Source organism: Streptomyces sp. NPDC033131, assembly GCF_055578365.1.
The window spans coordinates 16,807-36,938 of the sequence record NZ_JBVIPA010000021.1 but is presented as its reverse complement, the minus strand read 5'-3'; the positions used below and the strand labels follow the sequence as shown (position 1 = coordinate 36,938).

The following is a 20,132-nucleotide window of genomic DNA, read 5'->3' as shown; positions in this document are numbered from 1 at the left end:
GTATGTCGCAGGGGACTCCGAAAGTCCCGACGCCGATGGGAGGGCGGACATGACCGGCCAGAAGGACCAGCGCCGGGACCGCTACGACCGGGCGCGCAGCCACGACGAGCCCGGGGCGCACTCGGGCGCGGAGAGCCAGGCGCAGGAGCGGTCCGTACCAGGTACGGCGAGTGCGAAGGAGGGCTACCGGTCCGAGCACGGCACGACGGCGGGCAGGCCGCTGGAGGGTGTCGAGGCCGCCGAGCGCGCCCGGCGCGAGCCGGAGGGCGACGGCGAGTCCGACGACTGAGGGAGCCCCGGTCTTTTACGCCCGCCCGTGCGCCTCGTGCGAGCGCCGGGACAGGGAGTCGATGACCACCGCGGCGAAGAGCACTCCGCCCGTGATGATGAACTGGACGGCGGTGGGCGTGTCCGTGATCGACATGCCTGAGGCGATCGACTGGATGACCAGGATGCCGAGCACCGCGTTCCACGTCGAGCCGCGTCCACCGAACAGGCTCGCGCCGCCGATGACAGCGGCGGCGATGGCGTTGAGCAGCAGGATGCCGGAGCCGGAGTTCTGGCTCACGGAGGTGATCCGCGAGGCCAGGAACAGGCCGCCGATCGCGGCCATGGTGCCCGAGACCGCGAGTACCGCGGTCTGTACCCGGGTCACACTGAGGCTGGCGCGACGGGCTGCCTCGACACCGCCGCCCAGCGCGTAGACCTGCCGCCCGTAGTGCGTGCGGCGGAGAACGACGTCGAGGCCGGCCACGAGGACGAGGAACAGCAGGAGGGCGAGCGGCAGGCCCTGGAACCGGTTGAGCACATACGCCGCCGCGAACGCGATCACCGCGAGCGCTCCCGTGCGCACCCCGATCCCCCGGAGGGTGCGGTGCGGCATGCCGACGGCCATGCGCCGCCGTCTGTTCTGGTGGGACACGAGGAAGACCGCACCCGCCGCGGCCGCCGCCAGCCCGTAGGCGGCGCTGTCATGGGTGAAGTAGTGGCTGGTCAGCTTGGCCACCAGCCCGTTCTCGTCGAGGTTGATGGTGCCGCTGGTCCCGAGGATGTAGAGCATGAAGCCGTTCCACGTGAGCAGTCCCGCCAGCGTGACGACGAAGGCCGGTACCCGGGTCCTGGCGAAGGAGTAGCCCTGAACGGTTCCCGCCGTGGTGCCCGCGAGCACGGCGATGATGAGGGCGAGCCATTCCGGCACGCCGTTGTTCACGTTCAGGACGGCGAAGACGGCAGCCGCGAGACCGCTGATCGAGCCGACCGACAGGTCGAGTTCGCCGAGCAGCAGCACGAAGACGATACCGACCGCGATCAGTCCCGTGCCGACGATGTCCACGCTGAGATTGGACAGGTTCCGGGGCGAGAGGAAGTTCTCGTTGAGGGCCTGGAAGATGATCCAGACCGTGGCGAGGACGAGGACGACGGGGAGCGAGCCCAGTTCGCCGGCGCTCAGCTTGTGCCGGACGACGGCACCCCAGCCCTGCACGGCACGGGTGACGGCCTGCCCGCGACGCGGCTGACGGGTCTGGGCGGTGGGCGCGGCGGGCTCGGGCTGCGTGTTGTCCGCCATGTTGCGCGTCCCTTTCACCATCCCGCCTCCCGGTGGGTCATCCGGCGGGGCACGTTCTCCGTGGCGCCGGTGACGGAGGAGATGATCTGTTCCTGAGAAGCGGTGTTCACGTTGAAGAAGCCGTTGTTGCGACCGAGCCGCAGGACGGCGGCCCGGTCCGCGAGTGCTTTGACGTCCCCCATGTTGTGGCTGATGAGCAGCACTCCCAGACCGCGGTCACGGAACTGGTCGACGAGGTCCAGAACCTCGGTCGTCTGGTCGAATCCCAGCGCGGCGGTCGGTTCGTCCAGGAGGAGCAGCCGCGGGTCGCCGAGGAGCGAGCGGGCGATGGCGACCGTCTGCCGCTGACCGCTGGACAGTGACACGACGGGGGCACGCAGATCGGGGATGCCCCTGGTCAGGCCCTCCAACAGGTGGCGGGTGCGGCGCTCCATCTCCACTTCGTCGAGGAAGCCGAACCGGCGGATCTCCCGCCCGAGGTACACATTGCCGACGACGTCGAGGTTTCCGCACAGTGCGAGGTCCTGGTAGACGGTGGCGATGCCGAGGTCCCGGGCGTCGTGGGGGCGCTTGATGTGGACCGTCCGGCCCTCCCACTCGATGACGCCCCGGTCCGCGGGCGACACCCCGGAGATCGCTTTGACCAGGGTGGACTTGCCGGCCCCGTTGTCGCCCAGCAGGGCCACGACCTCCCCGGCGCGGATCTCCAGCTCGATGTCCGAGAGGACCTCGACCACGCCGAAGCGCTTGCACACGCCGTGCAGCGCCAGCAAGGGGGGATGCGGCACGGAGAACATCTCCTTCCCGGGCCGGGCCTCGTGAGGAACCGGCCTGTCAGGTCAGGCCGGCCTCGTTGCAGGCGGCACCCAGCCGGGGCGTACAGATCTCCTGGACCGTGTACACGCCGTCCTTCACCAAGGTGTCCTTGATGTTGTCGACCGTCACGGCCACGGGGGTGAGCATGACGGCCGGAACCTCCTCGCCGGTCCTGGTCCTCACCGTGTCCGTGGCGACCCGGTCGACGCTTTCACCGCGGGCCGCGGCCACGGCCAACGCGGCAGCGGCGGACGCCTCGGGGCCGAAGGGCTTGTAGACGGTCATGTACTGATCGCCGTCCACGATGCGCCGTACGGCCGCGAGTTCGGCGTCCTGTCCGGTGACAGGGGGCAGCGGATCGACCTTGTTCGCCTTGAGGGCGGAGATGCTGCCGGCGGCGAGACCGTCGTTGGCGGCATAGACCCCGTTGATGTTGGCGACGCCGAGGGCGGAGATGGCACCGGACATGTTCATGTTCGCCGTCTCCGCTCGCCACTGGAGCGTGTCGTACGCCTTGCCGATCCTCACTCTCCCCTCGAGCACGGACAGCGCGCCCTTCTTGAACGACACCGCGTTGGGGTCACTGGGATCGCCGTTCATCATGACGATCTGGCCGTCCCTCACCGTGGCACCCATGGCCTTGAGGAGCGACCTGCCCTGGAGTTTGCCGACTTCCTCGCCGTCGAAGGAGACATAGCCGGCGATCGGGCCCTCGGCGAGACGGTCGTAGGCGATGACCGGGATGTCCGCCTGGTCGGCTCTCCTGACCGTGGCGCCGAGTGATCTGGCGTCGACGGCCACGAGCACGATGGCATCGACACCCTTGGTGATCATCGAGTCCATCTGTTCCTGCTGAATGGCCACATCGCCCTTGGCGTTGGTGTGCTCGACCACGCATGCGGCGCACAGCTCGGCGATCTTCTTCTCGAGCAGGGGTCTGTCCTGCCCCTCCCACCGGGCCGTCGTGGCGTCCGGCAGGAGCAGGCCGATCCTCGGTGCGTCCTCCCCGCCGCCGTCGTTACCGGCGTCGGGTCCGCAGGCCGCGAGGGCGACGGCCGTGGAGACGGCGGTCATGGCGAGGGCCGCCTCCCGTGTGCAGGCCTTCATGCGGGGGCCTCCTTCTTCGGCTGCCCGTGACCGGCCTCCGCCGGGCGTGAGGTCCAACGGCCGCGCCCCGCCGGCCCGCGCGAGGCCGGGGTCGTACCGGCCGTGCGTGACGCGGTACGACGGCACTCGCCGCATCGAGTCGGTTCGCCACGTCGGCAGGGGAGGCGGGCGAACAGCGGCCGGAACCCACCCGCGAGGCCGGGACCCTGAGCGGCGCGAAGCAGGCCCCGCCGGCACGCTGGAACCTCCGCCCGACCGTCCCGGCATCGGCGGCCGGCGGGCTGCCGCGATGCCGAAGCCGAAAGGCGGCATGAACCGCACCGCGTGGCAGGAGCAAGACGACCACGTCGTCAGTCTGGCACCGGGGGCGGTGATCTGCGAACGGACCGGCGGGCCGCGGCCGGTCACCACTTAAGGAGATCTGTCCGTTTCATTCGCATATGAGACTCTGTAGGTGGGTGCGTGGGTCTCCCAGCGCGTCGGCACCTGCGCCATGGGCGGGAGGTACGTTGCGGACATGCCTCATGACGGCCGGGCCCGGGCCGGAGTCACCGAGCTGCGGGCAGCCGAGGCCGGCACGGCAGGCACGGGTTCTCCTCAGCCTGCGATGCCGGAAGCGGCCGTGAGCGCTCGGGCCCTGACCTTCGCCGGCGTGGAGCTCGCAGCGGTCTACGTGCCCGACGCCGCCTGCGAAGAGCTGCGGTTGTCCGAGACAGCCGGTCGCACGGCTCCCCGGTACGGAGTGCCGGAGGGGGTGCCGGAGCGCCTGCCGCTGTCGGGTGGCTCGCCCGCGGCACACGCCTTCCACACCGACCGGCCTGTGTGGCTCACTCCCGCCGTGCTCACCTCCTACTTCGAGAACGCGCCGGCGCCGCCGCGGGCGGAGATGGCTCTCGGCGCGCTGCCTCTCGCGTCGGGAGGCCGTCGGCTGGGCTGCCTCGTCGTGATGGGCGGCTCGGTGGACGGCTTCGCGGCCGAGCAACGGCGCTTCCTGGAGCGCTATGCCGAGGTGATCGCCGACTTGCTGCAGGCCGGGACCGGTCGGCCCGATCTCTCGGCGGTGCTGTATCCCGCACTGCGGAGGCTGCGCGTGGGCTCCTTCGTCCTGGTGCCGGACACCGGGCTGATCGAGGCGGACGAGGCGCTGCTCGAAATGGTCGGCATCACGCCGGACGACTTCGACGGCAAGGCCGACACCCTGCTCGCGCACGCCTTCCCCGAGGACATGCACGCGCTGATGTCGGTCCTGGAACCGCACGGCCAGGCGTACGGACGGCGGGAGTTGGAGTTCCGTGTCCGGCGCCCCACCGGCGAGATGCGCTGGCTGAGTCTGAGCTGCCGGGTGGCGACGGGCACCGAGGTCCGGCCGGAGCAGGTGCTGGGCGTGGTGACGGCGACCTCGGTCCTGAGCCGGAGCGCCGATGACGTTTCCCGGATCCAGTGGCTCACCGCCGCGCTCGATGCCGCCGCGACGGTCCGTGACGTCGGCCGAGTCGCCGTCACCGCGCTGCGCGAGCCGCTGGGCGCCGACCGGGTCGCCCTCGCCGAACTGCAGGACGACCGGCTCATGGTCACCGTGCTGGATCCGCCGCAGCCCACCGCCTGGCCGGAGATATGGCGTTCCCAGTGGCGTTCGGAATGGCCCGACGCGCCGGTCAGCGCTCTGCCCACCCTGCAGATGGCCCTGCAGGACGGACGCATGGACCTGTGGCCCGCCGGATCGGCCCTCGAATCCGGACTGGCAGGCATCGGCAGCGGAGGACTGGCCGTGCTGCCGCTCCCCGCCAAGGGCCGGGTCGCCGGCGTGTGTCTGGTCGGCTGGGACCAGCCGCACGAGTTCGTCCCCGAGGAACGCACCCTGCTGACCGCCACCGCCGCGCTGGTCGGACAAGCCCTCAAGCGTGCGCACGCGCACGACGCGGAGCAGGAACTCGCGACGATGCTCCAGCGCAGTCTGCTGCCCCGACGCCTTCCGGAACTGCCCGGCTGCACGGCCGTCGCACGCTATCTGCCCGCGATGCGGGGGTTGCAGGTGGGCGGCGACTGGTACGACGTCATCGCCCTGTCCGAGGAGCGGGTCGCGCTGGTCATCGGTGACGTGCAGGGACACAGCGCCGGAGCCGCCACGATCATGGGTCAGATGCGTACCGCGGTCAGGGCGTACGCGGTGGAGGGCCATCCGCCCGACGTGGTCGTGTCCCACGCCAACCGCCTCCTGGTCGGCATGGAGACCGACCTGTTCGCCACCTGCTGCTACGTCGAACTGGACCTGGAGGAGGGCAACACCCTGTTCGTCCGGGCCGGCCACCTCTCCCCGCTGGTGCGCCACCCTGACGGCCGTACCGAGGAGGTGCAGGTCGAGGGCGGACTCCCGCTCGGCATCCTCGCCGAGGCCGAGTTCCCGATGACCGCGGTCGCTCTGGAGCCCGGCACGGTGCTCGCCCTGGTCACCGACGGACTGGTCGAGGCATCCGACCTGCCCCTGGAGGAGGGCATGCGGCGCACGCGCACCGCGCTCGCCGCGGCCGACCCGGCCGACCCGGGGCGCATGGCCGACGAACTGCTCGGCGACGCCGGCCGCCGTGAGGACGACGTGGCGCTGTTGCTGCTGCGCTACGACGGTTTGAAGACCCGGCCGATCCGGGCCGACTGGGTGGTGTGGCGGCTGCCCGACGCCGTCATGCACGCCCGCCGTTTCACCGCCCGCACCCTGCGCCGCTGGAAGACCGAGGAAGCGGCCGACGCGGTGCTCCTCGTCGTGTCCGAACTGGTCACCAACGCGCTGGTGCACACCCAGGGCCCCGTCCGCGTGGACCTGACGCTGCGCGGTGACCGGGTGCGCGTCAGCGTGAGCGACTCCTCGCCGCGAGCACCCGCGAAGCCGGTGATCGTGGACTGGGAGTCGACCGGCGGCCGGGGTCTGCTTCTGGTCGAGGCGATGTCGGACTCCTTCGGCTCGATGCCCGTCGCCGGCGGCAAGCAGGTGTGGAGCGAGATCACCGTGCAGAGCAGCGAGCCCGCCCCCGCGGACTCGGAGCCCCGGGCGGAACGAGGAGGCACGCCGTGAGGACACGTACCCGGTATGTCGTCGCGGCGCTCGTCGCCGGCCTCATGACGATCCCTCTGGCCGCCTGCGGAGGCGACGACCAGGCGGGCGCGGACGGGTTCACCGTCGGCCTGTTGCTGCCCAGCCGGGCGCTCCCGCGCTGGGAGCACTCCGACAAGCCCTTCATCGAGCAGCATCTGAAGAAGCTCTGCCCCCGCTGCACGATGGAGTACGCCAACGCCGAGAACGACGCGACGACACAGCTGCAACAGATGACCTCCATGATCACCAAGGGGGTCCGGGTCCTGATCCTCGACGCCGCCGACACCCGGGCGCTGCGCTCCGCGATCCGGGAGGCGCGGCAGGCGGGTATCCCTGTCGTCGCCTACGACCGGCTCGCCGAGGGGCCGATCTCCGGATACGTCAGTTTCGACGGTGTGCAGGTCGGCAAGCTCCAGGGCGAGGCGCTTCTGGAGGCCATGGGGGACGGAGCGAAGGACGAGAACGTCGTCATGATGAACGGCGACCCAACCAGCCCCAACGCCGCGTCGTACCGTCAGGGCGCCCTGTCCGTCCTCAAGGGCAACGTGAAGATCGCCAGGTCGTACGACACCCTGGGCTGGAGCACCGCGAACGCCCACGCCAACATGTCCGCCGCCGTGTCGGGTCTGGGGCCGGACCGGATCGGCGGGGTCCTGGCCGCCAACGACGCCATGGCGGCGGGCGTCATCTCCGCCCTCAAAGGCGCCCATGTGCGCGAGCTTCCCCCGGTCACCGGCCAGGACGCCGAACTCGCGGCCGTGCAGCGCATCGTCAGAGGCGAGCAGTACATGACGGTGTACAAACCCTTCAAGGCGGAAGCCTCCGCGGCCGCCGCCATGGCGGTCGCCCTGGGACGCGGCGAGGACGCCCGCGACGTCGCCAGAACGGCGACCGACAGTCCCACCACCCGGGACATCCCGTCCGTCCTGCTCACTCCGACCGCGGTGACGGTCGACAACATCGAGCAGACACTCGTCAAGGACGGCGTGTACACCATCGACCAGATCTGCACCCGGAAACTCCGCCCCGCCTGCGACGAGGCCGGACTCACCCGGTGAGGGCGGCCGCCCGGTACCCGGCGGACGGGGCGGCCGCCGGTCGTGCCGGTCGAGGACCCTTCCGGACCGTCACCTGGCGGACTCGCCGCCGCCCGCTGCCGCAACGAACGGCTGCGCGTCGGCTACCGGGGCGTCAACACACGGAACTCGTTGCCGTCGGGATCGACCATCTCCACCCAACTGCCCTCGCCCTGAACGGTGTCGACGCGAGTCGCCCCCAGGGAGACAAGACGGTCGACCTCTGCCTGCCGATCATCGTGGACAGGGGGAGCGAGGTCGAACCGCAGCCGGTTCCTGCCCGTCTTGGGCGCCACCGGTGGACCACCCCACGTGATCTTCGGACCGCCGTGCGGCGACTGGATCGCGGTCTCCTGGTCCTGGTCCCAGACCAACGGCCACCCCAGCGCCTCGCTCCAGAAGTACCCGACTTCCTGCGAACCGTCGCAGGCCAGCGCTCCGACGAATCCGCAGTCGGCGAGGAACTTGTTGCCCGGCCCGACGACACAGAACTCGTTGCCGTCGGGGTCGGCGAGCACCACGTGACCCTCCTCCGGGAGCTGGCCGACGTCGATGTGCCGTCCGCCGAGCGCCAGTGCCCTGGCCACCGTCTGCTGCTGGTCCTCCAGTGACGTGCTCGTAAGATCGAAGTGCATCCGGTTCTGGCCGGCCTTCCGCTCCTGAGTAGGAAGGAACCGGATCCGGAGCTCGGTGTCATCACCCGGCAGGACCATGGCGCCGTCATGGGGATCGTCGGCCGTCTCCCGACCCAGGACCCCGGCCCAGAACCGCGCGAGACCCAGCGGTTCACTCGCATCGAAGCAGATCGCGAACAGTTGACAAGTCATGACCCTGCGCATCTCCGATCCTCTGACTGACCGCTGTCGACAGGGCGCCTTGTCAGCCCATCGGACGGCAGCCTAAGGGTGAGCGGGTGTCACCCGCAGCCGAGTATTCGGCGGAGCCAGAACCGTTCGTCCGCCAGGTACGGGGCGGGGCTGACCTACGTGACAGTCCCGCTCGACGGGTGCGGCACCTTTCGGGGGACCTGACTGCCGCGCCTGCCGGGCTTCCCGGCGGGTACGGGGTAGGCGTTCCGGGCAGCAGTCGGAGTTCCTGTCAGGAAGGCGGATCCCCATGAGCGCACCGGCACACCGGCCCCGAGACGCGGCCCGAGCCGCGGAGGTCGATAGTGGTGTGTGGTGTGATCGGGATGGCGGTGATGGCCGCGGTCGATGAGATCGTCTTCCACCAGATCCTGGGCTGGCACCACTTCTACGACCGCTCCACCACCAGCGTGGGTCTGCTGTCGGACGGGCTGCTGCACACCGCCGAGCTGCTGGCCCTGATCGCCGGCTCCTTCCTCTACGCCGATCTGTGCCGCCGCCGAGCCCTGGCCCCGGCCCACGCATGGGCCGGGTTCTTCCTGGGGTTGGGCATCTTCCAGTTGTTCGACGGGATCGTCGACCGCAAGCTGCTGCGCCTGCACCAGATCCGCTACGGCGTGGACGTCGCCCCCTATGACGTGGCGTGGAACCTCGGCGGCCTGGTCCTGCTGCTGATCGGCGTGGCGCCGGCCATCCGCGCGGCCCGCCTCAGCCGGTCCGGGCCGGCGTCGTGACACCCGCGCACGTCCACCCCGGTCCGGCCACGGGCGCTGACCTGATCGAAGTGGTCACCGCGGTGGCAGCGCCGGCGGCGGTCGCCGCCTATCTGCTGGCCGCGGGCCGGCTGTGGCGCCGCGGGGACGTCTGGCCCTGGTGGCGTGGCGTGTCCTTCACCGCCGGAAGTGCCGGCGTGGTGTGGGCCGTGTCGGCCTCGGTGCCGGGCGGGCCGTTCACCGCCCACATGGTCCAGCACCTGATCGTCGGCATGGTGGCCCCGCTGCTGCTCGTCCTGTCCCGCCCTCTCACTCTGGCCCTGCGCACCCTGGCTCCCGGCGCGGGGCGCCGGGGACTGCTGGTCCTCGCGCACTCCCGGCCCGCCGGTTGGCTGCTCTTCCCGCCGCTGGCGGCCCTGCTCGACGTCGGAGGGCTGTGGCTGTTCTACCGCACGGAGCTGTTCGCGGCCGTGCAGCACCGGCCGCTGCCGCACGTCGTGGTGCACGCGCACGTCCTGGCGGCCGGGCTGCTGTTCACCTTCGCCGTCTGCCAACTCGACCCGGTACGCCGCCGCTGGAGCCTGGCCCTGCGGGGGACGACCCTGCTGGCCGCCGGCACCGCGCACGCGGTGCTCGCCAAGACCCTGTACGCGTCGGCGCCACCCGGCACCGCCTTCAGCGCCGCCGACCTGCAGACCGGCGCCCAGGTCATGTACTACGGCGGCGACCTGGCCGAAGCCGCGCTCGCCACGGTGGTGGCCGCGTCCTGGTACCAGGTCACCGGCCGCGCCCGGACGCACCGCCGACGCCGGGCAGACGCGGCCCACAGGCCAGGGGACGCGACCGGCGTACCGGCGGCACCTGAGCCGTCGGCCAGGGTGTGAGCGGTAGGCGTCCCCGACGAGGGCGGTACGGGAGTCGACGTGACCGGTCTGCGGTACCCGTGGCTGGTACCGCAGACCGGCGGTCACCGGCCGGGGGCGCCGTCGTGGCCCGTGCCGTCGCCCTTGAGGCCCGGCGGTTCAGCGCAGGGTGCGGACGAAGACATCCCCGGTCAGGTTCGTGTCATCGGCCACCAAACCGGGGTGGTAGGAGTCGAAGACGGCCGTCGACTCGTCCGCGCTCAGTGCCGCTCTCCCCACGGTGACGGGCTTGCCGTCCTCTCCCGGGGACAGCAACTCCTCGTGACCGGTGCGCAGATCGCGCAGGATCAACCCCAAAGTTCTGCGGTCCGCGTCCGCCGTGTTCAGGAGCAGCTTGGAGCCGTTCACCGACAGGTCCGACACCAGGGTGAGGTCCGCGGGGGAGTGGCCGTCGTACCGCCGCAGGGTGCCGGTGCGCAGGTCACGGACGAAGGCGTTCCAGCCGTTGTTCGCATCGGCCTCCGGGACCAGCTCGGTGGCCTGCGAGTTGAAGCCGACCTTGGAGCCGTCAGCACTGAGCACCGGGGCGATCGACGACATGCCGGCCGGTGCACCGTCATGAGTGGCGTCGGCCTGCACGGTCTGCCCGGTCACCCGGTCGTACACCAGGATGTCGCCCTGGTCGCCGGCGGCCGGACCGGAATGGCCCTCCAGATAGGCGACCTTGCGGCCGTCGGCGCTCATCGAGATCTGCTGGCACTGGTGGGAGGTCTTCGATCCGTCCGCCGGCCGGCTGACCCGCCGCACGTCCTGCGTCCTGCGGTCCAGGAGCATGACCCGGCAGAACGCGCCGCTCTCGGCGATGGTGGGCCGGGCGACGAAGGCAACGTACCGCCCACTCGCACTGATCGGGGCGATGCCGTACGACAGGTGGTAGCCCTCGTCCACCGCGGGCGCCAGGCGTTCGGTGTGACCGGTGCGCAGGTCCGTCACGTGCACGGACGACGTTCCGGTCGTGGCAGAGTACGAGTTGAAGGTCAGGTAGCGCCCCGACTCGGACAGCTGGGGCGTCGACGTCGTCTCGCCCGGCACCACCACACGCTGCAGCGGTGCGCCGGGGGCCGTGCGGTAGTAGACGCTGTTCCTCACGTCGGTGCCGGGTACCAGGTTGGTCGCCGACGACTGGAAGGCCACGACGCGTCCGTCCGCGCTGACCACCGGCTCCGTCGAGTGGCCGTTTCCGCCGGTGCCGTCGGGGGCCAGACTGATCCGTTCGGTACGCGGGACCGGGTCTTCGCTCGCCGCCCCCGCAGGCCAGGCGAGACAAGTGAGAGCGGCCGCCAGGGCGGCGGTCATGGAGATGCGTAAGGAAGGTCTCATCAGGTGGTTCCCCCTTCGGCCGGGGACGGCCGCAGCCGTCCCTCTGCTGTCCCCGTGCCTCGGCCCGGCGCGGAGGACTCACGAGGACTCACGCGATGAAAGCGCGCCGCATGCCAGGGGTCAATGCATGGGCACGACTCGGCCCGATTGCAGGCGGATCCGGGCGATGGCCCGGCGAACGCGGCCCTCGAAGCAGGGCCGGTCGTCGATTCGCGTCTGCCACTATTGGGCCCAACTGGCGGGGAATGTGGCTCACTTGTCGGCGGACAGTGGGCCTTAGGATGCACGGGGGAGGTGGCCGGTATGGCGTCCGTGTTCGTGAGTCATCGCGTTGTCGACGCGGAGTTGGCCGAGAAGCTCGCGGCGGAGATCCGTTCGGCCGGGCACACAGTGTGGCTGGACGAATGGGAGATCGGGCTGGGGGACTCGATCGTGCAGAAGATGGCGGAAGGGCTCGAGGCCTCCCGGTTCCTGGTGCTGTGTTACTCCGAGGCGGGTGTGGACAGTCCTTGGACAAGCCGTGAGTGGATGTCCGCCCTGGCCCGCCAGTTGCAGAGGGACGACGTGAGGATTCTCCCGGTTCGGCTCTCCGGTGGCACCGCGCCGGCCATCCTCGCCGACGTCAAGTACGCGGATCTGACCACCGATTGGGAGTCCGGCGTGCGGGAGCTGTGTGCCGCGCTGGGACCGCGATGACGCACCGACGGATCTTCATCAGCTACAGCCAGAAGGACGGCGAGGTCGCTCGCATGCTGGATGCCAGCCTGCAAGTGGCCGGGGCCCGGACCTTCCTGGACCAGCGGGACATCCTGGTGGGTGACTCGATCACCCAGGAGGTCTACCGGGGCCTGGAAGCCTCGACAGACCTCCTCTATGTGATCTCCGCGAACTCGGCGGGCTCGAAATGGGTCGCCGAGGAGCTGACCGTGGCCAAGACACGGCAACGCAGCCAGGACGGCTACCGGATCCTTCCCGTGCTGATCGACGACACACAGCCGCCGTTGGGCATCGCTCACCTGCGCCACGCCGATCTGCGCGCGTGGCGAGACCCACAGGTGTACCGCCGCGAGATGCTGGAGCTCTTGCGGTCGCTCGGAATCGAACCCCTCCTTTCCGACCATCGACAGGTGTCGTGGTGGATCACGAACCGCTCCGGGATGCAGCCCCACCGGGAGCTGATCCAAGAGGCTTACCACCTCCTGGACACTGCTCTGTCCTACCAGCAGTACTTCGACAACACGTGGGACAGGGGGCCGCACTACTGGGCGTGGAAAATCAGCCTGGGCGACATCGGGGTCGACACCCAGTGCTCCGCCGTCGCCCGACGGATCGCAACGCTTCATGACGCCGGTCGGCGTTCGGGCCCGATCGTCCAAGCCGCCCAGGCGGTGAACGAGGTCAGGAATCGCCCTTACTCGGAAGCCGCCGTACGCGAGATCTGCGATCACCTCGGTCTGATTCTGGGCGCCCTGCGGGACCTTGACGCCGAGGTGATGACGGTGGTCGGCGCGACGATCGGCGGAGACCCACTGCCCGAGGGCCGGGCAGCGGGCTCGTGAGGTGGCTTGTCGCCGGCGTTTCCTCCTGCCCGGGTGTGGCGTAGCGTGGCCGCGTGTCAGAGTCGCCGCTGTCGCCCGCCGCGCCCAGGATTCCTCCGCAGCCTGCCGAGGAGTGGGACGACTCCGTGCGGGAGACGTTGTCCGCCGACATCGCCTCACTCGGGCTCGGCGTGTCTTCACTCGGCGAGGCACACGTCTTCGCCACCCTCGCCCGTCATCCGGAGTTGTTCGCAGCCTGGCTTCCGTTCAGCAGCCAACTGCTGCTCGCAGGCGAACTTCCCTTTGCCGACCGCGAGTTGGTGATCCTCCGGGTGGCCCGCAACTGCGATTCGCCCTACGAGTGGGGCCAGCACGTGAGGATCGCCGCGAAGGCCGGACTGTCACCGGACGACATGACTCGGGTGGCGGCAGGTCCCGAGGCCCCGGGGTGGACGGAACGGCAGTCGCTCCTGCTGCGGGCGACCGACGAGCTGCGCTCCGGGGCACGGATCAGCCGGCCGACGTGGGAAGGGCTGACCGAGCACCTGACGGAGCGCCAGCTGATCGAACTGCCGATGCTCGTGGGCCACTACCATCTGCTGGCGTTCGCTCTGAACTCCCTGCAGGTACAGCCGGAGCCCGTACTGCCTCCCATGCGTTGACCGTCATACGTCAGCAACTCAGCAACTCACGAGACCCGTTCACTGCGGCCCTGCAGAGCCGAGCGCATGGAGCGATGACGGTCCAGGGCGACGCGGCGCATCCGGATGACCCAGTAACAGAACCCCGACATGGCGACCGCGAAGACCAACGGAAAGGTCAGTGAGCCGGAGGCCACCCCGAGAGCAAGCATGCCGACCGCGATCAGGCCCATCGAGCCCAGCCAGTACGGCAGCCACCGGCCTCCCCGCTCCATCTTCCCCAGCTGCTCGGCGACCAGCCGCCGCATGGTCGCCTGCTCCTCGGGATCGCTCGGCACCTCACGGTGCCGGATCTTCCGGTTGAGTTCGGCCAGTCCACCCGGGTCGGTGCCGACCGCACGGCCGACCCTGCGGCGCTGCACGGCCAGGAACGCGATGGTGACGGCTGCGTAGCTCGCGCCATCAACCACCCACAGGACCGGATGTTCGTCCCGGCGGAACAGGGCGGCGATCCCCACCGCCAGGGGGAAGACCAGGACCGCCTGCGCGGTCAGACTGCGGTCGAGCCAGCGCTTGAAGGCGCGCATGGCACGTACCTCCTCGGAATCGACGTGACACCGCTGTCGATTCCCGGATACCCCGTCAGGACCGGCCTATCGGCACCACGGCCGCTGCCGCGTGAACCTTCTTCAGGTCAACCGCCGCCTAGAGCAGGTCGCGCGGCACCGTCTCGTTCCAGGTGCGGGAGAACACCCGGCGGTCACCCTCGTAGCCGTCCAGGGTGGCGTCCACGAAGAAGTCCTGCTCGTCGCAGCTGAGCCGCGTGTGCGTCACCACACGAACGTCCCAGTCCTCGCGCCGGAACCGCATGGTCCAGGTGGACTCGCCGCGGACCGAGGTGAAGTCGTCGGCGACGGTCGCGTAGCGCTCGTAGGCGCGACGGCCGGCATCGAGTCCGATCTCGTCGAAGCGGATCAGACCCTGGTCCTTCACGATCTCCAGTTCGGAGTGGTAGCCGATCAGGTCCCGCTTCACGTCCCACCGCTGCTCCGGGGGCGTCAGCCGGGACACGCCCAAGGGCGGCGTTCCTTCGGGCTCGTCGAACGGCTTGGCGGGCGCCTCGCCGGGTTCGTCCGTCGGGCGGACGGGGAGCGTGAGGGTGCTGGAGCCCTCGTGGACGCTGAGCAGGGCCGGCTTGGGCGGCGGCCAGGCGAGCGGCCAGTACGACGTGGACAGGGAGAGGCGGATGCGGTGCCCGGGCGGGAACGCCTGCGCCACTCCGTTGAGATGGACGGTCGCGCGGTAGCGCCGGCCCGGCTCCAGCGGCTCGGGGTCCTCGGCGCTGTCCCGCCGGGTGAGATTGAGCAGGCCGTACGTGACACGGGTGGCGGCACCGTCGGGGCCCACGTCGGACAGGCGCGCGGCCACCATCGCGACCGGCTCGTCGGCCGAGATGTCGAGTTCCACGGACGGCGAGCCCAGGATCTCCAGCCGCTCGTCCAGCGGCTCGGTCTCGAAGACCAGGGAGCCGCCGTCCTCTTCCCGCTGGTCGTAGGGCAGGTCCGGGGGCGCGTTGTACGAGGCCCACTTGCCCGCGAACTGGCCGACGGACAGGGGCGAGCGCACCGTCATCGCGGCGCCGTCCCCTTCGCCGGCCGCCGCGTCCTCGCCCGGAGGGCCGATCCGGTGCCGGATCAGCGGATGGGTGACCGGGTGGATCTGCGGAGACGGCCACGTGGGTTCAGCGACCCAACGGCCCGGCCGCTCCTCGTACGAGGTGGACGGGGGCACACTGTCCTGCATCCACGTCTGGAGCATGGGGCCGTCCATGACGCCGTTGTCGACGCCCTTGAGCCAGTGGTCCCACCAGCGCACCACTTCCTGGAGGTAGCCGATGGCCGGCCCGGGTTCTCCCAGGTGCGGGAACTTGTGCGACCAGGGGCCGATCAGCCCCTTGCGCGGCACGTCCAGGTTGCCGAGCAGACGGGTCACGGCGTTGGAGTAGCCGTCCGCCCAGCCACTGGAGGCGAGGACGGGACACTGGACGTCCTGGTAGTTCTCGGAGACGGAGGCGTGGCGCCAGTAGTCGTCGCGGCGCTGGTGCCGCAACCACGGAAGGACCCAGGGGCCGGTGTTGTCCAGGCGCTCGTGCCACATGTCGCGCCACCGGTCGCCGACCACGGCGGGGTCGGGCGGGCAGGTGGCGTAGGCGAACATGGTGCCCGCCTCGGCGAGGTTGTCCGAGAGCATGGCCCCGCCCATGTAGTGCATGTCGTCGGCGTGCCGGTCGTCGGTGAAGGACGCGATGACGATGGCGCGCAGGCTCGGCGGCCGCCGGGCGGCCACCTGGAGGGCGGCGAAGGCGCCCCAGGAGATGCCCATCATGCCGGTGGTGCCGTCGCACCAGGGCTGCTCGGCCAGCCAGGCGAGGACGGCTTCCGCGTCGGCCTGTTCCTGTTCCAGGTACTCGTCCTTCAGCACCCCCTCCGAGTCGCCGGTGCCACGCAGGTCGACGCGGACGCAGGCGTAGCCGTGCCCGGCGATGTACGGGTGGTGGATGGAGTCCCGTACGGAGGTGAGGTCGCGTTTGCGGTAGGGGATGTACTCCAGCACCGCGGGCACGGGCTCGTTGTCCGAGGACGTGGGACGCCAGACGCGTGCCGACAGCTGTACGCCGTCGGGCATGGGGATGCTGACGTGCTCCTCTTCCTTCGTGGCGTACGGCAGGTTGGTCACGTAACGCATAAGGCCGACGCGCTCCTTACTCTTGCGGGCTCTCGTCGAAGGTGAATCCCAGTGCGGCCACGCAGTGGTCGTACTTCTCCCGCAGCTCCTCCTCGCTGTTGCCGCCCGTGAAGACGTGGGCCAACTCGAAGCTGTAACTGTCCTGTTGGGACAGACCCGACAGCGGCTGCCCCTCCTGAGGCGTGACGTCCACGCGTACGCCGTCCGTCTCATGCTCGACGCGGGCGATGTCCTCCGGCGAGGGCACATGGCTCACCACACCGTCGGTGAACCAGCGGTAGTACCACTTCGCGGCCGTCGCGTACGGCCCCTCGCGGTGCGGCATGTGCGGGTCGTCGCCGAGGGCGAGGCTGACCATGCAGTGGTGGTTCGGTACGCCGTCGACGTACTGGAACAGTTCGGCGTGGGACTGGGAGTGGCGGGGGTTGATCTCCAGAAGACTGACCTGCTGGGTCTGCGGGTCGTAGAAGTACTCCACGCTGAAGGTGGCCGAGTCGAAGCCGATCCGGCGCATCACCCGCCCGGTGACGTCGTGGAGCTGGTCGATCACCTGCGGCGGCAGCGTCGAGGGGTACTGATGGCGCAGGAAGCAGGAGGTGTCGGGGTAGTTGATGGAGTCCAAGGTGCCGTAGACGGTCACTTCGCCCTGATGGACGTAGCCTTCGACGGCGACCTGGATACCTGACATCGCTTCCTCGGCGAGGCAGACCTGGCCGCCGACGCCGTCCATCTCCGGCGGCAGCTCGATGCGGTCGAGGATGTACTCGAAGGGCCGGCCGACCCGGGCGATCCCCTCACGGATCTCGGCGACGGCGGCACGGAACTCGTCCATGTCCTTGACGCCGAAGGCGAGTTCGGAGGAGTACGAGAGGGCGGGCTTGAGCCACATGGGGAACCGCACGCCCTCGGGAGGGCGCGGGTCGTCGGACTCCAGATCGACCTTGCCGAACCGCGGAATCCGGTCGGTGGCCTTCTGCTGCTCGAGCCGGCTCCAGTACTTGTGCTCGCACTTGACCACCGACTCCAGGCTGGTGCTGCGGGTGCCGTAGCGCTCGCTGAGGATCGGGACGAGCGTGCTGACCGGGAAGTCCCAGTAGCCGACGATCGCGTCGATGTCTCCGCCGAAGGCGTCCAGCACCTCCTGAGCCTTGTCGATCAGTTCCGGCACCGACACCTCGCCGCCCTGCAGTTCCTCGGTCGACAGCAGGGGGCGGAAACGCAGTGACTTCGCACCCGGCACCGCCTGGAGTGTTGGCAGGTTGGCCTCGTCGAGGCCGATCACAAAGATGTTCTTCGCATCGTTCACGTTCTTGTCAGGCACCGGCACCTTCCTGCTTCTCGCGGCTCAACGGAAGATCGTCGGAGTACCCGCGAGGTGCACGGCCAACCTTCCGTCCGCGGACGCCCTCGTGACCGGCAGGTGAGACACCTATGGAAGATCGATGCCTCCAGGAGTCCCCGGCAGGGGGGTCGGCGCCGTTTCCCCGTCCAGGACGGCCTCGATGTTGCGTGCCGCCAGCTCCACCATCGCCGCGCGTGTCGCCTCCGTTGCCGAGCCCACGTGCGGCAGCACCACCAGGTGCGGTTCGGCGAACAACGGATCGGACGGGTCCGTTCGCGGCTCGTTCGTCATCACGTCCAGCCCCGCCGAGTGCAGGCTCCCGTCGCGCAGAGCGGTGAGCAGGGCCGCCTCGTCGACGACTCCGCCCCGTCCGGTGTTGACGAGCGTCGCCGTCGGTTTCATCAGGGCGAGTTCCGGTGCTCCGATCATGCCGGTGGTCTCCGGCGTCAGCGGCGTGTGCACGGACACCACGTCGCTGGTCCGCAGCAGCTCCTCGAACGTGACCCAGCGGGACAGCCCGTCGTCCTCCCTGCGGCGCGGATGGTGGTGCTGGACCCGCATCCCGAAGCCGGCCGCCCGGTGTGCGAGAGCCTTGGCGATCTGGCCGTAGCCGATCAGCCCGAGCGTCGCGCCCTGAACGTCCAGCCCCAGGAAGGCGTCCATCCTGAATGCCCCCCACTCGCCGCGCCGCATCGCGTCCATGCCGGCGCCCAGGCGCCGCCGCGCCATCAGGATCAGCGCCATCGCCACGTCGGCGGTGGTCTCGGCGAGTACGTCGGGAGTGTGGGTGACCACCACACCGCGCGCGGCGGCGGCGTCGACGTCCACACCGTCGTATCCCATCGACGCGAGCGCCACGACCCGCAGGCCGGGGCCGGCTGCCTCCAGCAGTGCGGCGTCCACCCGGTCGCTGCCGAGGACGAGCAGGCCCTCACAGCCCTTGGCCAGCGCGCCCAGCTCGGCGGCAGTGGGCGGTGCCGATCCCTCCCACGCGGTGACGTCGTACCGCGAGGCGAGCCGCCGCACGGCCGGGCCCGGCAGGCCGGTGCGGCTGACGGCGACGCGCGGACGGGGTGCGGGGGTGTCGGACATGCTGGACTCCCTTGATCGAAAGGGGTGGCGAAGGGGGGCGACGGTTGGTGGCGTGAGGTCGGGAAGGGGGACGGCCCGGCCGGGCGAAGGGCGTGGCCACTGGTCGGGCGATCGGCCCAACCGCCGTCACGTCCTGCGGACCGACCCCTTCCCGCCGCCCCCTCAGACCGTCGTCGGATCCGCGAAGTCGAGGAGCACCTTGCAGGAGCGCGCCGGGTCGGCTGCCAGTTCGAACGCCTCGCCGACGTCTGTCACGGGCAGTACGGAAGTCACCACCGGGTCGACCGGCAGGCGGCCGTCGGCCAGCGCGCGGAGTACCTCGCCGAGCTCGGTGTCGAAGCGGAAGGAGCCGACCAGCCGCAGCTCCCGCGTGATCACCGCGTTCGCGGCGACCGGGGTGTCCCCGGGCGGAAGCAGGCCGAGACCCACCACCAGACCGCCCCGGTCCACTCCGTACACGCAGGTGCGCAGCCCGGCGGGGTTGCCCGAGGACTCGATGGCGATGTCCGCCGCGAGTTCTTCCAGGCCGTCCCCGGCACTCGAGGGGCCGCCGATCCGGACGGTGGCGTCGGCGCCCACCTGCTTGGCGACGGCCAGCGGAGCCTCGTGCACATCGGTCACGGTGATCTCACCGGCACCGGCGGCGCGCAGGGCGGCGACCACCAGGCAGCCGATCGGTCCGGCGCCGGTGACCAGGACTCGCTTGCCGCGGACGTCGCCGGCCTGCCGCACCGCGTGCCAGGCGACCGCCGCGGGCTCGGCGACCGCGGCCAGCCGCAGGTCGAGGCCCTCGGGGAGGGGCAGGACCCGTTCCACGGGCACGACCAGGACATCGGCGAATCCGCCCTGGACGTGGGGGTTCCGGGCGGCGCTGCCGAGATAGCCGGTGTCCAGGCAGGTGTTGCGCCGTCCCGCCGCGCACTGTCGGCATGCACCGCAGGAGGCCAAGGGGTGCACGGCCACCGGCGTGCCGGGCGGCGGGGCGGGCGTGCCGGGGCCTGCCGCGCGTACCAGGCCGACGATCTCGTGACCGAGTACCAGGGGCTCGCGCAGCCGGAACTCGCCGACCGCGCCGTGCCGCCAGTAGTGCAGGTCGGAACCGCAGATCCCGCCGTAGCGGATGTCGACCGCCACCTCGCCGGGGCCGGGCTCCGGCACCGGCCGCTCCTCCAGGCGCAGGTCGCCCGCCCCGTGGGCCACGACCGCTCGCATCGTGGATGAGCCCGACGAGTTCGGGTTCGCGTTCGATGAGTTCGAGTTCGAGTTCGAGTTCAAGCTCGAGTCCGACGAGTGTGCTG

18 protein-coding genes are annotated in these 20,132 nt (G+C 70.4%); 8 read left to right on the top strand and 10 right to left on the bottom strand.

The window, feature by feature from the left end:
• Positions 1–49 precede the first annotated feature (49 nt).
• On the top strand, positions 50–289 hold the full coding sequence (locus ACZ5XS_RS25405; RefSeq protein ID WP_468654931.1) for a hypothetical protein: 240 nt from the start codon (positions 50–52) through the stop codon (positions 287–289).
• Positions 290–304: 15 nt separating this feature from the next.
• On the opposite strand, the gene ACZ5XS_RS25400 is transcribed toward ACZ5XS_RS25405, so the two are convergent.
• From ACZ5XS_RS25400 to ACZ5XS_RS25390, 3 genes are read right to left on the bottom strand one after another with little or no spacing between them, the layout of a single operon-like run.
• Entirely contained in the window at positions 305–1,567 is a 1,263-nt protein-coding gene (locus tag ACZ5XS_RS25400; RefSeq protein WP_468654929.1) for a sugar ABC transporter permease, read from the bottom strand.
• Between the two features lie 14 nt (positions 1,568–1,581).
• Complete coding sequence (locus ACZ5XS_RS25395) at positions 1,582–2,364, bottom strand: ATP-binding cassette domain-containing protein (protein ID WP_217238517.1); 783 nt, start codon at positions 2,362–2,364, stop codon at positions 1,582–1,584.
• Positions 2,365–2,401: 37 nt separating this feature from the next.
• Positions 2,402–3,490, bottom strand: a complete 1,089-nt coding sequence (locus ACZ5XS_RS25390) for a sugar ABC transporter substrate-binding protein (protein WP_468654927.1) — start codon at positions 3,488–3,490, stop codon at positions 2,402–2,404.
• A 517-nt stretch (positions 3,491–4,007) separates the two neighbouring features.
• Here ACZ5XS_RS25390 and ACZ5XS_RS25385 point away from each other — a divergent pair.
• On the top strand, positions 4,008–6,557 hold the full coding sequence (locus ACZ5XS_RS25385) for a SpoIIE family protein phosphatase (protein WP_468654925.1): 2,550 nt from the start codon (positions 4,008–4,010) through the stop codon (positions 6,555–6,557).
• Positions 6,554–7,636 carry a sugar ABC transporter substrate-binding protein gene (locus tag ACZ5XS_RS25380; protein WP_468654923.1) on the top strand — a complete coding sequence of 361 codons (1,083 nt, stop codon included), beginning with the start codon at positions 6,554–6,556 and terminating at the stop codon, positions 7,634–7,636. Before ACZ5XS_RS25385 ends, ACZ5XS_RS25380 begins: the two co-directional genes overlap by 4 nt.
• A 122-nt stretch (positions 7,637–7,758) precedes the next feature.
• Here the strand turns inward: ACZ5XS_RS25380 and ACZ5XS_RS25375 are convergent, their stop codons facing one another.
• Positions 7,759–8,481, bottom strand: coding sequence for a VOC family protein (locus tag ACZ5XS_RS25375; protein WP_468654921.1), 723 nt, complete (start codon positions 8,479–8,481; stop codon positions 7,759–7,761).
• Positions 8,482–8,846: 365 nt separating this feature from the next.
• Between ACZ5XS_RS25375 and ACZ5XS_RS25370 the strand changes: the two genes are divergently transcribed.
• Both ACZ5XS_RS25370 and ACZ5XS_RS25365 read left to right on the top strand, forming a co-directional pair.
• Positions 8,847–9,254, top strand: a complete 408-nt coding sequence (locus ACZ5XS_RS25370) for a DUF2243 domain-containing protein (RefSeq protein ID WP_468655113.1) — start codon at positions 8,847–8,849, stop codon at positions 9,252–9,254.
• On the top strand, positions 9,251–10,117 hold the full coding sequence (locus tag ACZ5XS_RS25365) for a cytochrome c oxidase assembly protein (protein WP_468654919.1): 867 nt from the start codon (positions 9,251–9,253) through the stop codon (positions 10,115–10,117). Before ACZ5XS_RS25370 ends, ACZ5XS_RS25365 begins: the two co-directional genes overlap by 4 nt.
• A 138-nt stretch (positions 10,118–10,255) precedes the next feature.
• On the opposite strand, the gene ACZ5XS_RS25360 is transcribed toward ACZ5XS_RS25365, so the two are convergent.
• Entirely contained in the window at positions 10,256–11,476 is a 1,221-nt protein-coding gene (locus ACZ5XS_RS25360; RefSeq protein WP_468654917.1) for a hypothetical protein, read from the bottom strand.
• A 303-nt stretch (positions 11,477–11,779) separates the two neighbouring features.
• Here ACZ5XS_RS25360 and ACZ5XS_RS25355 point away from each other — a divergent pair, with 303 nt between their 5' ends.
• From ACZ5XS_RS25355 to ACZ5XS_RS25345, 3 genes are read left to right on the top strand one after another with little or no spacing between them, the layout of a single operon-like run.
• Positions 11,780–12,172 (top strand): toll/interleukin-1 receptor domain-containing protein, encoded by a 393-nt coding sequence (locus tag ACZ5XS_RS25355; RefSeq protein ID WP_468654915.1) that lies wholly within the window; start codon positions 11,780–11,782, stop codon positions 12,170–12,172.
• Positions 12,169–13,035, top strand: coding sequence for a toll/interleukin-1 receptor domain-containing protein (locus tag ACZ5XS_RS25350; RefSeq protein ID WP_468654914.1), 867 nt, complete (start codon positions 12,169–12,171; stop codon positions 13,033–13,035). Before ACZ5XS_RS25355 ends, ACZ5XS_RS25350 begins: the two co-directional genes overlap by 4 nt.
• Positions 13,036–13,088: 53 nt before the next feature.
• Entirely contained in the window at positions 13,089–13,676 is a 588-nt protein-coding gene (locus ACZ5XS_RS25345; RefSeq protein ID WP_468654912.1) for a carboxymuconolactone decarboxylase family protein, read from the top strand.
• A 26-nt stretch (positions 13,677–13,702) separates the two neighbouring features.
• Here ACZ5XS_RS25345 and ACZ5XS_RS25340 read toward each other — a convergent pair whose 3' ends face one another.
• The 5 genes from ACZ5XS_RS25340 to ACZ5XS_RS25320 form a co-directional block, all read right to left on the bottom strand.
• A complete protein-coding gene (locus ACZ5XS_RS25340) occupies positions 13,703–14,242 on the bottom strand; it encodes a hypothetical protein (RefSeq protein ID WP_468654910.1) in 540 nt (179 codons plus the stop codon).
• 118 nt (positions 14,243–14,360) lie between these two features.
• Positions 14,361–16,400 (bottom strand): CocE/NonD family hydrolase, encoded by a 2,040-nt coding sequence (locus tag ACZ5XS_RS25335; protein WP_468654908.1) that lies wholly within the window; start codon positions 16,398–16,400, stop codon positions 14,361–14,363.
• 16 nt (positions 16,401–16,416) lie between these two features.
• Positions 16,417–17,721 (bottom strand): ATP-grasp domain-containing protein, encoded by a 1,305-nt coding sequence (locus ACZ5XS_RS25330; RefSeq protein ID WP_468654906.1) that lies wholly within the window; start codon positions 17,719–17,721, stop codon positions 16,417–16,419.
• A gap of 108 nt (positions 17,722–17,829) precedes the next feature.
• Entirely contained in the window at positions 17,830–18,834 is a 1,005-nt protein-coding gene (locus tag ACZ5XS_RS25325; RefSeq protein ID WP_468654904.1) for a 2-hydroxyacid dehydrogenase, read from the bottom strand.
• A gap of 162 nt (positions 18,835–18,996) precedes the next feature.
• Positions 18,997–20,046 carry an L-idonate 5-dehydrogenase gene (locus tag ACZ5XS_RS25320; protein ID WP_468654902.1) on the bottom strand — a complete coding sequence of 350 codons (1,050 nt, stop codon included), beginning with the start codon at positions 20,044–20,046 and terminating at the stop codon, positions 18,997–18,999.
• Between the last annotated feature and the right edge of the window lie 86 nt (positions 20,047–20,132).

What these genes read in the sequence shown, in the direction of transcription:
- ACZ5XS_RS25405 (WP_468654931.1), top strand. Translation starts at nt 50, where the DNA reads ATGACCGGCCAGAAGGACCAGCGCCGGGACCGCTACGACCGGGCGCGC.
- ACZ5XS_RS25390 (WP_468654927.1), bottom strand. Translation starts at nt 3,490, where the DNA reads ATGAAGGCCTGCACACGGGAGGCGGCCCTCGCCATGACCGCCGTCTCC.
- ACZ5XS_RS25360 (WP_468654917.1), bottom strand. Translation starts at nt 11,476, where the DNA reads ATGAGACCTTCCTTACGCATCTCCATGACCGCCGCCCTGGCGGCCGCT.
- ACZ5XS_RS25325 (WP_468654904.1), bottom strand. Translation starts at nt 18,834, where the DNA reads ATGTCCGACACCCCCGCACCCCGTCCGCGCGTCGCCGTCAGCCGCACC.
- ACZ5XS_RS25355 (WP_468654915.1), top strand. Translation starts at nt 11,780, where the DNA reads ATGGCGTCCGTGTTCGTGAGTCATCGCGTTGTCGACGCGGAGTTGGCC.
- ACZ5XS_RS25370 (WP_468655113.1), top strand. Translation starts at nt 8,847, where the DNA reads ATGGCGGTGATGGCCGCGGTCGATGAGATCGTCTTCCACCAGATCCTG.
- ACZ5XS_RS25375 (WP_468654921.1), bottom strand. Translation starts at nt 8,481, where the DNA reads ATGACTTGTCAACTGTTCGCGATCTGCTTCGATGCGAGTGAACCGCTG.
- ACZ5XS_RS25350 (WP_468654914.1), top strand. Translation starts at nt 12,169, where the DNA reads ATGACGCACCGACGGATCTTCATCAGCTACAGCCAGAAGGACGGCGAG.
- ACZ5XS_RS25400 (WP_468654929.1), bottom strand. Translation starts at nt 1,567, where the DNA reads ATGGCGGACAACACGCAGCCCGAGCCCGCCGCGCCCACCGCCCAGACC.
- ACZ5XS_RS25335 (WP_468654908.1), bottom strand. Translation starts at nt 16,400, where the DNA reads ATGCGTTACGTGACCAACCTGCCGTACGCCACGAAGGAAGAGGAGCAC.
- ACZ5XS_RS25340 (WP_468654910.1), bottom strand. Translation starts at nt 14,242, where the DNA reads ATGCGCGCCTTCAAGCGCTGGCTCGACCGCAGTCTGACCGCGCAGGCG.
- ACZ5XS_RS25395 (WP_217238517.1), bottom strand. Translation starts at nt 2,364, where the DNA reads ATGTTCTCCGTGCCGCATCCCCCCTTGCTGGCGCTGCACGGCGTGTGC.
- ACZ5XS_RS25385 (WP_468654925.1), top strand. Translation starts at nt 4,008, where the DNA reads ATGCCTCATGACGGCCGGGCCCGGGCCGGAGTCACCGAGCTGCGGGCA.
- ACZ5XS_RS25320 (WP_468654902.1), bottom strand. Translation starts at nt 20,046, where the DNA reads ATGCGAGCGGTCGTGGCCCACGGGGCGGGCGACCTGCGCCTGGAGGAG.